This is a genomic window from Pseudopedobacter saltans DSM 12145, from assembly GCF_000190735.1.
GTDB classification, from domain to species: Bacteria; Bacteroidota; Bacteroidia; order Sphingobacteriales; family Sphingobacteriaceae; genus Pseudopedobacter; species Pseudopedobacter saltans.
In genome coordinates, this window is record NC_015177.1 from 1056147 (window position 1) to 1070479 (window position 14333).

Annotated in this window: 12 protein-coding genes; 10 read left to right on the forward strand and 2 right to left on the reverse strand. The window is 34.2% G+C overall.

Features of this window, described 5'->3' with window-relative positions:
- Nucleotide 1 precedes the first annotated feature (1 nt).
- Together PEDSA_RS04245 and PEDSA_RS04250 are read left to right on the forward strand one after the other, a co-directional pair.
- Complete coding sequence (locus PEDSA_RS04245) at nucleotides 2-1174, forward strand: alginate lyase family protein (RefSeq protein ID WP_013631916.1); 1173 nt, start codon at nucleotides 2-4, stop codon at nucleotides 1172-1174.
- A gap of 18 nt (nucleotides 1175-1192) precedes the next feature.
- Nucleotides 1193-2398 carry a glycoside hydrolase family 88 protein gene (locus PEDSA_RS04250; protein ID WP_013631917.1) on the forward strand — a complete coding sequence of 402 codons (1206 nt, stop codon included), beginning with the start codon at nucleotides 1193-1195 and terminating at the stop codon, nucleotides 2396-2398.
- A 37-nt stretch (nucleotides 2399-2435) separates the two neighbouring features.
- Here PEDSA_RS04250 and PEDSA_RS04255 read toward each other — a convergent pair whose 3' ends face one another.
- Nucleotides 2436-5981: a BamA/TamA family outer membrane protein gene (locus tag PEDSA_RS04255; protein WP_013631918.1), complete on the reverse strand. Its 3546-nt coding sequence runs from the start codon at nucleotides 5979-5981 to the stop codon at nucleotides 2436-2438.
- A 162-nt stretch (nucleotides 5982-6143) separates the two neighbouring features.
- On the opposite strand from PEDSA_RS04255, the gene PEDSA_RS04260 reads away from it, so the two are divergent.
- From PEDSA_RS04260 to PEDSA_RS04295, 8 genes are all read left to right on the forward strand, one after another.
- Complete coding sequence (locus PEDSA_RS04260; protein WP_013631919.1) at nucleotides 6144-6575, forward strand: DUF2147 domain-containing protein; 432 nt, start codon at nucleotides 6144-6146, stop codon at nucleotides 6573-6575.
- 267 nt (nucleotides 6576-6842) lie between these two features.
- Nucleotides 6843-8990: an ATP-binding protein gene (locus tag PEDSA_RS04265; RefSeq protein ID WP_013631920.1), complete on the forward strand. Its 2148-nt coding sequence runs from the start codon at nucleotides 6843-6845 to the stop codon at nucleotides 8988-8990.
- A gap of 103 nt (nucleotides 8991-9093) precedes the next feature.
- A complete protein-coding gene (locus tag PEDSA_RS04270; protein WP_013631921.1) occupies nucleotides 9094-9495 on the forward strand; it encodes a cytochrome c maturation protein CcmE domain-containing protein in 402 nt (133 codons plus the stop codon).
- Between the two features lie 7 nt (nucleotides 9496-9502).
- Nucleotides 9503-11938, forward strand: a complete 2436-nt coding sequence (locus tag PEDSA_RS04275; RefSeq protein ID WP_013631922.1) for a heme lyase CcmF/NrfE family subunit — start codon at nucleotides 9503-9505, stop codon at nucleotides 11936-11938.
- Nucleotides 11939-11947: 9 nt separating this feature from the next.
- Nucleotides 11948-12727: a Rossmann-like and DUF2520 domain-containing protein gene (locus PEDSA_RS04280; protein ID WP_013631923.1), complete on the forward strand. Its 780-nt coding sequence runs from the start codon at nucleotides 11948-11950 to the stop codon at nucleotides 12725-12727.
- Nucleotides 12728-12756: 29 nt separating this feature from the next.
- Nucleotides 12757-13089, forward strand: coding sequence for a 2Fe-2S iron-sulfur cluster-binding protein (locus PEDSA_RS04285; protein ID WP_013631924.1), 333 nt, complete (start codon nucleotides 12757-12759; stop codon nucleotides 13087-13089).
- 13 nt (nucleotides 13090-13102) lie between these two features.
- Nucleotides 13103-13345: a Fe-S cluster assembly protein IscX gene (gene iscX / locus PEDSA_RS04290; protein ID WP_013631925.1), complete on the forward strand. Its 243-nt coding sequence runs from the start codon at nucleotides 13103-13105 to the stop codon at nucleotides 13343-13345.
- A gap of 20 nt (nucleotides 13346-13365) precedes the next feature.
- Nucleotides 13366-13896 carry a KdsC family phosphatase gene (locus PEDSA_RS04295; RefSeq protein WP_013631926.1) on the forward strand — a complete coding sequence of 177 codons (531 nt, stop codon included), beginning with the start codon at nucleotides 13366-13368 and terminating at the stop codon, nucleotides 13894-13896.
- Here the strand turns inward: PEDSA_RS04295 and PEDSA_RS04300 are convergent.
- Nucleotides 13893-14312, reverse strand: coding sequence for a cupin domain-containing protein (locus PEDSA_RS04300; RefSeq protein WP_013631927.1), 420 nt, complete (start codon nucleotides 14310-14312; stop codon nucleotides 13893-13895). The two genes, PEDSA_RS04295 and PEDSA_RS04300, sit on opposite strands and share 4 nt — an antisense overlap.
- Nucleotides 14313-14333: the final 21 nt, after the last annotated feature.

A 14333-nucleotide genomic window follows, 5' to 3' on the forward strand; every position in this document is an offset into this window, starting at 1 on the left:
CATGAAAAAAAAATTAAAAATAGCTTCTCTCTTTTTCATCATTTTACTGGGTTTTCCTCTTGCAGGAAAATCCAGTTCGAAATTCTATAAAGAAGCGGTTAAAGTTATAAAGAATGATGTTTTGGAAGATGCGAATTGGGCAATGGCTCAAGAGCCTGTTACAGTAACAGCATCTAGTAGTAATAGGAGTGCAGGAGGGAAAAATGATTTTTTCTCGGAAGGAGATTATTGGTGGCCAGATCCTCAAAATCCTGATGGACCATACATCCAGAAAGACGGCATGACCAATCCAGACAATTTTGTCGCTCATAGATTAGCTATGATAAGATTTGGAAGGATTGTTGGAGCTTTGGCGTCCGCTTATAAAATTACCGGAGATAAAAAGTACCTGACGAAAATAGAGGAACATCTTAATGCATGGTTTGCAAATCCACAGACTAAGATGAATCCAAATTTATTATATGCGCAAGCGATAAAAGGAAGATTCACTGGTAGAGGAATAGGAATTATTGATACCATTCATTTAATTGAAGTTGCACAAAGCGTTTATATTTTATCTAATAAATTGAACGCTGGATTGGTTGCCGACGTGAAGAAATGGTTTAATGAATATTTGCATTGGCTGACAACGCATCCTTATGGTACGGCAGAAATGAATGCAACCAATAACCATGGAACTTGTTTTGTGCTTCAGGTGGCAGCTTTTTCAAAACTTACAGGAAATCAGGAATTACATGACTTTTGTGTAAAAAGATATAAAGAAGTTTTATTGCCAAACCAAATGGCTGAAGATGGTAGCTTCCCGCAGGAAATGAGAAGAACAAAACCTTACGGTTATTCTCTTTTTAATTTGGATGTAATGACAGCTTTGGTTCACATTCTTTCGTCTGATAGCAAAGTGAATTTATGGAATTATCAAACTGATAAGGGGCTTTCGATAAAGAAAGGTATTGAATTCATGTATCCTTACGTAGTAGATAAATCTAAATGGCCACTAAAACCCGACGTTATGTATTGGGAAGAATGGCCTGTAGCTCATCCTTTTTTGCTTTTTGGTGCTTCTGCTTACAATAGGAAAGAGTGGTTTAATGCTTGGACTAAGTTGAAACATCAACTTACAGTAGAAGAAGTCGTAAGAAATATGCCGGTTAAATATCCATTAATCTGGATGTAGAATATAATAATCAAAATCATGAAATTTAATCAGAATAAATTAGGCGGTTTAGTAGTTTTTGTAGGTTTAGCTTTGGCTTCATGCTCAACAACTGTTCATACGCAAAAAATAGTTAAACAGGCAAAGGCCCAGACAGATTTAATGCTAACTGAAATCCCTAAAGCAAATAATAAAAACGGGACTTTAGTTTCCCCAAGAACGTTTGAGCATGGTGATTTAATATTGGTGGCGTCAAGAGACTGGACCAGCGGTTTTTTTCCTGGAAATCTTTGGTACTTGTATGAGTTGACCAAAGACGAAAAGCTAAAAAAAGAAGCAGAATCTTTTACTGCGAAGATAGAGCAGGAGAAAATGAACGGGACGACACATGATATGGGGTTCAAAATCTACTGCAGCTTTGGAAATGCTTATCGACTTACCGGAAATCAGCATTATAAGGATGTTATAGTGCAAGCGGCAAAGACTTTAATTACAAGATTCAATCCAAAGGTTGGTGCTTTGAGGTCCTGGGATCATAACAGTGATAAATGGGATTTTCCGGTAATCATTGATAATATGTTGAACTTAGAGCTTTTATTTGAAGCAACAAGATTGACAGGCGATTCAATTTATTACGACATTGCCGTTAAACATGCAAACACTACAATGAAAAATCACTTTAGGCCAGATTATAGTACATGGCATGTAATCAGCTATAATCCTAAAACAGGCCAAGTAGAGAAAAGAAATACACATCAGGGATATTCCGATGATTCAGCTTGGGCCAGAGGGCAAGGTTGGGCATTGTATGGATACACAATGTGTTACAGATATACCAAAAATCCGGCTTATTTAGCGCAAGCGGAGCATATTGCAAAGTTTATATTTTCTAATAAAAATATGCCTAAAGACTTGATTCCTTATTGGGATTTTGATGCGCCAAAAATACCTAATGAACCTAAAGATGTTTCCGCTGCAGCTGTAATGTCATCGGCTTTATATGAGTTAAGCACTTATAGTAAAAAGAGTGATTATTTAAAGTTAGCGAAGAAGATGACAGAAACTATAGCTACTAAATATAGCTCTAAGGAAGGTACTAATAAAGGCTTTATTTTAGATCACAGTACTGGACACTATCCGAAAAACAGTGAAATTGATGTGCCAATAAATTATGCGGATTATTATTTTCTGGAAGGTTTAGTAAGGGAAGAACGCTTGAAGAATCATCAAGCCGTAGTTCAATAAACAACAACAAATCCTGGTTTATACCGGGATTTGTTGTTTAAAATCTGCATCCAATGTTTAAGGAAAATACTTTGTCTTCCGATGATATACCATAGCCTAAGGAAACCAGAAGGTGATCGAAGAAATTAATCCAGATGCCAGGGCCATATCCGCTGTGCCATTTATTTAATTCAGTAACATTAGAAAATACTCTTCCCGTGTCATAAAATCCAAAGGCACCAATATCTCCGGCTAAAACGTAACTTCTTATCTTAGTAAGCTTTAATCTACCTTCAAAATTTCCATATAGCGAAGATTTACCAGAGAATCTGTCTGCTCTGTAGCCTCTTAAATTCGTTAGGTTACCCAAAGTATTAGAGTGATAAAAATTATAGTTTCCAATATTTGTGTTTGCACCCAGTCGGAGCGCCATAGTAAACGGGACGTTTCGAGACGGAGTGTAATAATATCTGAAGTCAGTCTGTAACTTTACAAAATTGTATTTTTCATTATTTATCTGTGAAAAATAATTAGCATTACTTGCCCATCGCCATCCGTTTTTTGGATAAAAAGTATCATCAGAAAGATCGAAATTCACATAAGAACTCATATTAAGGAACCAATTTGTAGTTGAGGTTTCTATTCCATTATCCCGAATGAAACTGTTGTCACTTTGTTTTAAAATATTGAAATAAGAGAAACCAGGCCCAATTCCAGCTGTAATACGATTAGAAATTCGCTTTTGGGCGAATACATTAAAATGAGCGTTTTTAGATCTTACCTGATAGTATTTTAATTTATCTGTATTTTCAGAGCTGTTCCCCGTTCCGTAGAAATTGAAATCGTAGGCAGGGCCGATGTAACGTCCGCTTAATACCAGGTCCAGGTTATTTGAAAAAATTGAATAGAAGGTACTTAAATACTTTATTTCTAAAGCACCTGTTTTAGGAGCCATTAACGCGCCTACTTTTTGTTCAAAAGCGAAGGGCTCTTTTCTAAAACCTCTGTTTTTTATTTGGTGAGATAGGCCAATACTTACGAAATCTGTTGCATTGTAAATCATCGCATCTGGTGAAAAACCCGATTTATTATAGATAAAATCATCTCTCGAAAACTCATTGATCCATCTTTCATCTGTAAGAATTAGTTTAGCGGGTTTAGCATACTCTATATTAGAATCCGGATTGTCATAGATGAATAAATGTTTGCTTTTAGAAGAGTTTTTAACGTAATCAACCCCATTTCCACCTACGAATCGTACTTTTATTGGCGCTTTAGAAGTACCGGATACTTTTAAAGTATCATTTCCATCAAGCGCAAAGACTTGTATTTGTTTGGTTTTTTTATTGGAAAATTGTCGTTTGAAATTGTTCATTGTCACAGTTGTCGAATCTCTATTTCTTTTGATATTGGCGATATCTGGTTTGTTTGTACCAACTATTCTGATATCCTTTGCTAATACATTGTAATAGTTCAATGCCGTTTCTTTGAGATTGTTTTTTCTCGCGATTAATTTCTTAATTAACTCTTGTCCATCAATTTCAAAAGATTCGGGAGGTAATTTTCTTACAGATTCTTCTATAACCTTATCCGTAATTTCCTCCATAAGTTCCTCTGCTACAGCGATCCAATCGGTTTCGGAAAGTTCATTTAAAAGATTTCTATCTAGATTTCTAGCAGAGATCGCCAACTTTTCTGGTTTTTTTATCGTATATCCGAATGTTTGTACCTCGGGTACCAGTTTCCTTAAAAAAGAAGGAACATAGCCATCTATTTTTGTAAAAAATTGAATTCGATTTTTGTTGAAAGGACTGTAGATTATATTACCATCATGTTTTTTAGATTGCCATAACCAAGTACTTTCATCTCTATGATAATCACCAATTAACAGATCGAAAAGTCTGTTTTTTAAATATAAATACTGGTTCACTTTTACGTGGTGGTTTTCCAATACAGTGTAGAGGGAGTCCGTACTTATCAGATTATTATAGTTTGACAAACTCTTCTCCAATAATCCAAGATGTCCCCCAAAATCAGCTAAATTTTCTTTTAACAGGCGAGTGTATGGTAAGAAAAAAAGCTGGGTTTCAAATGATGGCAGGTTAGCTTTTTTGGAAAGGTAATCAACAACCAGAGCACCGTATGGTTGAGAGGTTGAAGTTTGATCCTTAACTATATCCTCAATTATAGTTGCGTCAAATCCTTTTGGAAGTAAATCATGGGGATTTCTGTTTATTAATCTGAACGTATAAGTTGTCTTTTCTTTATCTTGTAAAATCAAAATATTATCACTAGAGGACTTAACTTCCAAACCACCTTTTTCTCTCGTTAAATCCAGGTAGGAAACATGTACTGGCGTAATCCAGCTTTGTCTGTATTGTTTGCCAAAAGTTTTTTGTCGTTTTTTGGACGATGCATATTCTGTTCCTGCAGATATAGCTTTTATAGAATCTTTATAGTCTATTGATTTCTCATCAACTAAATCCAAATGATCTCCTTTTAATCCATAAAGTGCTTTTTTAAAAATAAGTTGGCTATCTTTATTTAAAGAATTAATTGAATAAAACTCTACCCAGCATTGACCATTTTCGTAATAATCGAGTTTTGCATAACCTAATGCCCCCATACCAAATAAAGCAGGATATATATTAAAAACTCTGGTACTTAATGAGCCTGAGCCACTAACTAACTGGTTGATATTCCCTTGCTTTAGCAATTGAAGCGAATGTTCGTGGCCACTTGCTATAACTACATTTTTCTTATTAGCTATTATTTTAGAAAGCGATTGTATAAGTTCCTGATATTGTATGTTATTTAAATCCTGTTTTGATATTCCATATTGCCTTATGATTGGATAAAGAGAGCCGATTATAGGCAAAGGAATGTATAGGTTTTTATGAATACTGGTAAGGGGAAATAAATGATCTTTTAAAGAAAAAAAACCACCATGAACTCCATTAGAGTAAATAGGATGATGCTGGACAATTAAAATGTTTTTATCCGTATTATCTAATATTATTTTCTCAATTGTAGCATACGAACTTTTCTTTTTTTCCTCTTCCGTATCTTTGTTAAGTAACAATTCCGTTTGAACAGCAATTACTATCAAATCTGATTTCAAATCTATTTTTTGTACAATAGATTCAATGTTCTCAGGAACAAATGCAGGTGATCCAAGAGTTCTATCAATAAAGTGCTGTTGCTCTTTAATAGGTATTACTTTATTGTGCCAATCTCTGTTTCCAGCTATAAATAAAGTTTTGCCTTTAAAATTTTTCCCTAAATTCAATTGCTTTAGCAGTGCACCGTTAGGAAGTGTATCTCTTTTGAGAGAATTTGTATTGTCACCTAAGAAAATTAATAAGTCATTTTTTGAACTCCGATTTAATTGCTTTTGCATAATATCCAAAACAATTCCTTTCTCCCTTTTCTTAAGATAGCCGACATCGCTAATTAGAAAGATACTCCGGATAAGTGAGGTAGAATCCTGAATTTTATTACTTCGCCAATCTTTTTCATCAACGTTATAAAACCGTTTTTGAGCAAAAACCAAAAATTTAAAGCAAGTGAGTACAAATAAAATAGGGAAGAATTTCTTAATCATATAAATGAATACAGTGCTACAATAACAATAAATAACGTGGAGCCTAAGCTTTGGTTTTGAACAAAAGAACAATATGACGCTATGTGTGTTCTTTTTAAAAATATATTACTTTATGCTTGCATAATAAATTCTTATATTTAAGTAAATAAAACCTGAAAAAACATGAAAAAATTATTAATTTTTAGCGTATTCTTATTGGTGAATACTCTCGTATTCGGACAAAAATCTGATGAGATATTAGGGAAGTGGCTTAACAAAGATAAAGAGGCTCATTTACAGATATATAAAAAGGGGAATAAGTATTTTGGGAAACTATCGTGGTTAAAAGAACCTAATGATGAAGAAGGAAAACCTAAAAGGGATAGCAAGAATCCTTCTGAAGAGCTACGTGGACGTCCTATTTTGGGATTGGAAATATTAAAGGATTTCACGTTTAATAATGGTGTATGGCAAGATGGAACCATTTATGATCCAAAATCAGGGAAAACTTACAGTTGCAAAATGACGTTGGAGGGCAAGAATAGATTGAATGTCAGGGGATATATAGGCATTTCCTTGTTAGGAAGGACAGAAGTATTTACAAGAGTAGATTAATACAAACCAATCGTGTGAGTTGGGGCCTTTGCTTTTTTAAGCAAGGGCCTTTTTGTTATCGGTTAATAGGTATAAATCTTGTCTTTAATAAAATGGATATCAGGTACGCTAGTTAAAAATATAAGTCCTGAATATTAAAATAAGGTTTCTATAAACACAAGTATATCAGAATGGGAAGAATGTAGTGGCAATTCTGTGGTGAAAGGGGGAAAATTATTCGCAGTTTGATGAATGCAATAGAAACGTTATTGAAAAGGAAATAATTGTATGAAAAAAATTACATCGATATATCTTTGGCTGTTACTGCTTGTATTATCGTTTATTCTTTTCTTTCTGCTTATCAGTTTGGCCAAGAGAAAAATGGCTACCACCAGGTTCGAGCAGAATTTTGTTGAATTTAAAAGAAATGATAAGTACGCTTCACTTATTGATAGTAGTTTTTATCAGTTATTAAAGATTGAAAATAATCTTCAGCTTTTTGCCATTACAAAAAGAGAGGATTATTATGGTCACTACCTAAGATCACTGGATAAAATGAATATCTGGATAGATAGTCTGGATAATTATCTGAATGACCAAAATCAGATTAATAATGGATTAGATAGTTTAATGAGGCAAAAAATTAATAGAATGAGAGTCTTTATTTCACTAAAGACTTTAAATGATTCTTTAATCAATTACGCTGATAAACTTCAGGAGGCAGTAAATGTATATGAGGTAAGACCTAAGTTGTCTCCGGCGGAAATAAAGCAGCTAGAATCGGTTTATGTAACCTCGACTACTAATATTATTCCAGTAAAGACAAACAAAAAGCTGCTTGGGAGGATTAAGGACGCAATTTATAATAGAGAATTGGACTTTGATACACTTAAAAATAGTGATATAAAGGCAAATATAGATTCGGATGAGGCTTGGGCAAATAGAGCAAAACAAGCCGAAAACATCAAGAAATATAATCTAGTATTAAATAGCGTGTTAGATAGATTGGTAGACAACCACAAAAAGCTACAGGCACAACAAATCGACCTGTTTATTAACAACAATCAGTTATTATCTAAGCTAAAAGAAACAGTTAAGACTTTAAAAAGCTTAGATACAGAGCGATATAATACCGAAAAATTAAAGAACGAAACCAAAAAGAGTCTAGATATTATCGATAAATTTTACGAGAATGTCCTGTTAATCAGTGTTATTTTAGTACTCATCATTCTATTGAATATATGGTCTTTGTATAAGAATGAGAAGAAACTAAAAAAAGCAAAAGAAGTTGCAATAAGGCAAACGAAGATAAAAACTGATTTTCTTGCACATATGAGTCATGAAATCAGGACGCCATTGAATTCTATACTTGGTTTTTCTGAACAGTTGGAAAAAAGTGATTTGTCGGGCGAGCAAAGGAAGCAATTGGTATCTGTGCAAAGCGCGTCGCAAATCTTACTGTCGATAGTTAATGATATTTTGGATTTATCCAAGTTAGAGACAGGTAAATTAAATATCCAAAGCTTTCCGTTTTTTCCCCGAAAAACGATAGAAGACATTGTTTCTACGTTAAAAATCCATGCGGACAAAAAGCATCTAGATCTTTTGGTAAATTATCATTTCGATCAGCATATTCAATTAAACGGAGATGAATACAGACTAAAACAGGTTGTTATCAATTTGGTAACCAATGCCATTAAATTTACCAAGAGTGGTTCGGTAACGATCAATGCCGCAATTAATGAGCATTGTGTTATGCGGATAGAAGTTGTAGATACGGGAATTGGTATAGATAAAGAAAATCTGAAAATGGTTTTTGATGAGTTTACTCAAATCCTTAATAAAAGCGATAATAACAGACACAATGGAACCGGGTTAGGCTTAGCGATTTGTAAGAAAATTATACAATCTCAACGCGGTTTTATAGAGGTAGAAAGTGAAATCGGAAAAGGATCTAAGTTCTTTTTTGAGATCCCTTATAGCAATTGTAAAGAAGTTGTGCAAACAAAAGAAACGGAATCTAAAATAACGAAAATCATAAATCCTATGGAGAATAATCAACTTCTGGACAAAAGAATATTGGTAGCTGATGACAATCTAATGAATATAATGTTGTTAAAAGCTATTTTTAAAAAATGGGGGGTTACTTTTGATGAAGCGAGAGATGGTTTAGAGGCACTGGAACTTTTCAAGGTCAGAGAATACGATATCCTATTAACAGATATACAAATGCCTAATCTAGACGGGGTCGAACTGGCCAAAGAAATCAGAAGTTATCCGGAAAAAGAGAAAGCAAAGATGCCTATAGTAGCGATAACAGCTAATTCCATGGAAGACAACGTTTTTATTTTCAAAAAGGCAGGTATCGACGGTTGTTTGGTTAAGCCATTTAAAGAAGAGACACTTTACTCTAAAATTCTTGAACATCTTAATTAGTTTAGAATAATTCTAATTAAGATAACATTATTGATATATTGCCCGTCTAGACTTATCGTTTCGTATTTTTGTAATTGATTAAATTTAAATACTTCGATATTTTATGAAAAGGAGTTCGATTATCGGGATAGTTATTATAGCAATAGCTATAGGTGTAATAATGAGTACTTATGCAGACAGTAGTACTTATGGAACTTTTTCCGACGCACAAGAAACTCAAAAGGAGTTACATGTTGTTGGTAAACTGCAATTGAACAAAGAAATGGTCTATAACCCACAGGTAGACGCCAATTACTTCTCTTTCTATATGGTTGATAATAAAGGAAAAGAGTGTAAAGTGGTGTTCTCAGGAAGCAAACCACAGGATTTTGAACGTTCAGAACAAATCGTTTTAACAGGACAGATGGTTGGCGAGAGTTTTCAAGCTAACAAAATACTAATGAAATGTCCATCTAAATACACAGAAGACAAGGTAGAAATCAGGGAAGTTAAAGCCGCTAGCTAAATTTTAAATGGATACACAATTTGTAGGTGAACACCTATTACCAGGTAAACTGGGTCAGTTCTTTATTATACTTTCTTTCGGGACGTCGCTATTATCATTAATTAGCTACTTTTTTGCCACTACAAAAAATGATGCCTCCTGGGGTAAAATCGGCCGTATCAGTTTCTTAATAAACGGAGTTGCTATTGTTGGTATTGGAGCCTGTCTCTTCTATATTATTTATAATCACTATTTCGAATATCATTACGCCTGGGCACATTCATCCACAACCTTGCCTGTTTATTACATTATTTCCAGTTTCTGGGAAGGACAAGAGGGAAGTTTCTGGCTTTGGGCTTTTTGGCAGGTCGTTTTAGGCTTTGTATTAATTTTCAAAGCAAAATCCTGGGAAAATTCTGTAATGACTATTATTGCTCTTTCTCAGGCATTCCTTTGTTCTATGCTTATTGGTGTTGAGATATTTGGCGTAAAAATAGGTTCTTCCCCTTTCATTTTATTAAGAAATGCTATGGAAGCCCCAATCTTTGCCAGAGCGGATTACTTGTCATTAATTGCCGACGGAAATGGGCTAAATCCATTATTGCAAAATTACTGGATGGTTATTCATCCACCAACGCTATTTCTAGGTTTTGCAGCAATGATTGTTCCTTTTGCTTATGCTATTGCAGGGCTTTGGACAAAACGATATAAAGAATTAGTAAGTTATGCGTTGCCATGGTCTCTGTTTGCGGTGGTAGTATTAGGTACAGGTATAATCATGGGGTCTTTTTGGGCTTATGAAGCACTTAACTTTGGTGGCTTCTGGGCATGGGATCCGGTGGAAAATGCCTCTGTTATTCCTTGGTTAACTTTAATTGCAGCAGTTCACGTATTAATTGCTTACAAAAACACAGGACATAGCTATTTTACAGCTTTGTTCTTAATAATAATCAGCTTTGTTCTTGTACTTTATGCGTCTTTCCTAACGAGAAGTGGTATTTTAGGTGAAACGTCTGTACATGCCTTTACTTCTATGGGAATGGATAATCAGTTATTGATTTTTATGGGAGTATTTACAATTATTCCACTTTATCTGATTATTAAAAACTGGAAAAACTTTCCAATTACTAAAAAAGACGAGGAAACTTATTCCAGAGAGTTTTGGTTATTTATAGGAGCAATAACATTGTCTGTTTCTTGTATTCAGATTATTGCAACCACATCTATACCTGTTTTTAATAAAATATTTGGGACAGATATTGCCCCGCCAACAGATGTAATTCAACATTATAACAAGTGGCAATTGGCATTTTTTGTAGTTGTAGCTGTAGTTTCTGCATTTTCACAGTTCCTTAAATACAAAAGAACAGAAGTTAAAAGGTTCTATATCAGTATTTCAGTTTCGGCATTTGTATCTGTATTATTAACTGGAGTTTTCGTTTATATAACAGATGTTTACCATAATTTAGGTTATATATTGTTGGTTTGGGCAGCGGTATTTTCTATAATTTGTAATGGTAAAATTCTTGGAGAGGCGGTTAAAGGTAAATGGAAATTAGCCGGTTCATCAATAGCACATATTGGATTTGGAATGTTGCTTATTGGAGCATTGGTTGCGGCAGCTACAAGCAGTGTAGTTTCCGTAAATAATACGGGTATAGGCTATGGCGACGAATTTGCTAAAAACAATAATCCACGAGAGAATATCATCCTTTATAAAAATGATCCTATTAAAATGGATAAGTATACAGTTACTTATCTGGGAGATTCAACCTCTGGAGTGAATACCTATTATAGGGTGAATTATAAGGTTTTGGATGAAAAAGGAAATATTAAAGAAAACTTTAATCTGTATCCACATGCGCAACAAAACGCCAAAATGAGACAGATTGTTGCTTCGCCAGACACCAAACATTACTTATTGCATGATATTTATACGCATGTGAGCAGTGTTCCTCTGAAAGAAGAAGAACATACACATGATGAACATAGCGACCATTCAGAGGATGATCATTATGAAGAACCGGTCCCTCACGAAGTTTCTGTTGGAGATACTATTAGATTGCGGGAGTCTAAAGTTGTTGTAAAAGATATCAATAGAAACGCAACTATCCAAAATATTCCTTTAAGTAAAGAGGATGTGGCTATAGGAATGAAACTTGAAGTTATTACAGATCATGCATCTTACTACGCTGAACCTATTTTCTTAATTAAGGGAAATACAAAATTAGATTTTGGTAAAAAAGTAGATGAAGCTGGACTTAAATTAAGATTCACTAATATTTTGCCACAAAAAGATAAACTGGAATTAACAATTTATCAAAAACCAAAAGAAGACAAGAAAGATTGGATTGTAATGAAAGCAGTAATGTTCCCTTACATCAATCTTTTTTGGGGTGGTACAATAATTATGGTTATTGGATTCATTATTTCTATCTTTAGAAGATCTAAAGAGTTGAAATAAGAATTATTTATGAACGTAGCCATTTTAGGTGCAGGGAATGTAGCCTGGCATTTGTCCAAAGCTTTTATTATGGCTGGACATCCCGTTAGGCAGATTTGGAATAGAACAGTAGAGAAGGCAGCCGATCTTTCATTCGAAATAGGGGGCAATTCGATAGCTGATTTAGCTAACCTAAAAGAAGAAATAGATTTAATAGTTATAACTGTAAACGATGAAGCTATAGAAAAAGTAGCTTCATCGTTAAATCCCAAACCACATCAGATTGTTGTACATACATCAGGTTCTACTTCTATAGAAGTGCTTAGACCTTATGCTTCAAATTGTGGCGTTATATATCCATTACAAACATTTTCAAAAGAGGTTCCGGTAGATTTTTCCAAAATACCGGTTTTTATTGAGGGATCCAATATGGAAATAACGAATAAACTCGTTGAAATTTTTAAATGCATCACTTCTAAAGTAGAGTTTGCAAATTCTGCGCAAAGAATGAATCTCCATATATCAGCGGTTTTTGCTTGTAACTTTACCAATCATTTATATTCTATCGCAGCAGATTTGTTAAGGGAGCATCAGTTAAACTTTGAATATCTTAAACCATTGATATTAGAGACAGCAAATAAGGTGATGAATGCCGATCCCGCAGATGTTCAAACTGGTCCTGCGAGAAGGAATGATCAGATTACTATGGATAAGCATTTAGCCATGCTTTCTAATGATACTGACAAACAGGAATTATATAGAACAATCAGTCAGCGCATTGTTAAAATGTATCACGACAATCAAGCTTAGCTTAAATAAATTCTTATTTTTGTGTCAACATGAATGTTTATAAAGTAAAAATAAATTTCGAAGAAAAAGGACTGGAGCCGAAAGAACTAGATATCGCAGAAGGAGAATCAGTATTGGATGTATGCTTAGAAAATGGTATCGAACTTCAGCATAATTGCGGTGGAGTTTGTGGCTGCAGTACTTGCCATATATATGTTAATTCGGGAGAAGATAACGTACAGGAAATATCAGATAAAGAAGAAGATTTTATAGATAGAGCCGTAAATCCGAGAATTAATTCAAGATTAGGCTGTCAATGTGTAATGATTGACGGTAATATCGAAATAACTATTCCAGATCAATCTCAGTTTTTGGGACATTAATAAATTTATTTAGATGAACAACGACAAGTTTGCATTGCCAATTCATTGGAATGACTATGAAGACATTGCTATGGGTTTATACGAGAAGTTTGGAGATGATTTTAACGAATCAAAAATATATCGTATAAGATTTACAGATTTAATGGGTTGGGTTTTAGAACTCCCTAATTTTGCCGGAACAAAAGAAGAATGTAACGAAGGCCATTTAGAGCAAATCCAATCATCCTGGGTTTACGAATGGAGAGATAATCAATAATAATTAAACACAAAGTAAACATGCTTCAAAAACTCAAGCATATTCGTACGTTTATATTTGATGTGGATGGAGTATTGACCAACGGAACTGTCTTAGTTACCGAGAACGGAGAACAGCTAAGACAGTTCAATATAAAAGATGGCTATGCACTACAACTGGCTATCAAAAAAGGCTATAAAATAGTAGTTATTTCTGGTGCAAAATCGCAGGGAGTCCAAAAGCGTTTATTGGGCTTAGGAATATCCGATATCTATTTAGGCGTTTCAGATAAAATCAATGTATTTAATAATTATCAGCAGGAGCATCAATTAGATACTTCGCAAATGGTGTATGTTGGAGACGATATTCCTGACTTGCAGGTAATGCGTTTAGCTGGTCTGGCGGTTTGCCCTAAAGATGCGGTTGACGAAATAAAGGAAATCTCCCATTATATTTCCCCAAAAAATGGAGGAGAAGGAGTCGCCAGAGATATCATTGAAAAGGTAATGAAAATACAGGGCAAGTGGAATGATACTAATCCCGATGCCCATGATGGATCTCTTTCAGTTTAATGTTTGTCATAAACAATAATTAAAACCAAATCCTGCTTAGTTTTATTGGTAATTCCATGCCAGCTACCGGTTCTGGTTAAAATAGCGTCACCATCTTTTACATTGTATATCTTATCATTAAGCTTCATTTCTCCGTTTCCGCTTAATACATAATAGACTTCGTCTTCTTTTTGCTGATGGTAACCAATAGCAGCTCCGGGTTTTAAAACACGTTTTCTAAATGCAGTTTTATAATCTTTTACATCTGAAAAAAAACTATAACCGATTGATTCGCCACCTCCTTTATGCGGACCAGGTTGCTCTTTGCCTATGTTCTTTTCGTTTTCAATAATATATTTTTGCGGATCAAATTCCTGAGCGTTAGCAAAAGCTCCAAAGGATGTAAATATCCCAAAAACTAAAAGATGCTTTTTCATTTTTATCACACTAGCTATTCA

Bases quoted from the DNA above. Each gene is read 5' to 3' on its own strand.
- PEDSA_RS04300 (WP_013631927.1), bottom strand. From the start codon at position 14,312: ATGAAAAAGCATCTTTTAGTTTTTGGGATATTTACATCCTTTGGAGCT.
- PEDSA_RS04270 (WP_013631921.1), top strand. From the start codon at position 9,094: ATGAAAAGGAGTTCGATTATCGGGATAGTTATTATAGCAATAGCTATA.
- PEDSA_RS04275 (WP_013631922.1), top strand. From the start codon at position 9,503: ATGGATACACAATTTGTAGGTGAACACCTATTACCAGGTAAACTGGGT.
- PEDSA_RS04245 (WP_013631916.1), top strand. From the start codon at position 2: ATGAAAAAAAAATTAAAAATAGCTTCTCTCTTTTTCATCATTTTACTG.
- PEDSA_RS04250 (WP_013631917.1), top strand. From the start codon at position 1,193: ATGAAATTTAATCAGAATAAATTAGGCGGTTTAGTAGTTTTTGTAGGT.
- PEDSA_RS04255 (WP_013631918.1), bottom strand. From the start codon at position 5,981: ATGATTAAGAAATTCTTCCCTATTTTATTTGTACTCACTTGCTTTAAA.
- PEDSA_RS04295 (WP_013631926.1), top strand. From the start codon at position 13,366: ATGCTTCAAAAACTCAAGCATATTCGTACGTTTATATTTGATGTGGAT.
- PEDSA_RS04265 (WP_013631920.1), top strand. From the start codon at position 6,843: ATGAAAAAAATTACATCGATATATCTTTGGCTGTTACTGCTTGTATTA.
- iscX (WP_013631925.1), top strand. From the start codon at position 13,103: ATGAACAACGACAAGTTTGCATTGCCAATTCATTGGAATGACTATGAA.
- PEDSA_RS04285 (WP_013631924.1), top strand. From the start codon at position 12,757: ATGAATGTTTATAAAGTAAAAATAAATTTCGAAGAAAAAGGACTGGAG.
- PEDSA_RS04280 (WP_013631923.1), top strand. From the start codon at position 11,948: ATGAACGTAGCCATTTTAGGTGCAGGGAATGTAGCCTGGCATTTGTCC.
- PEDSA_RS04260 (WP_013631919.1), top strand. From the start codon at position 6,144: ATGAAAAAATTATTAATTTTTAGCGTATTCTTATTGGTGAATACTCTC.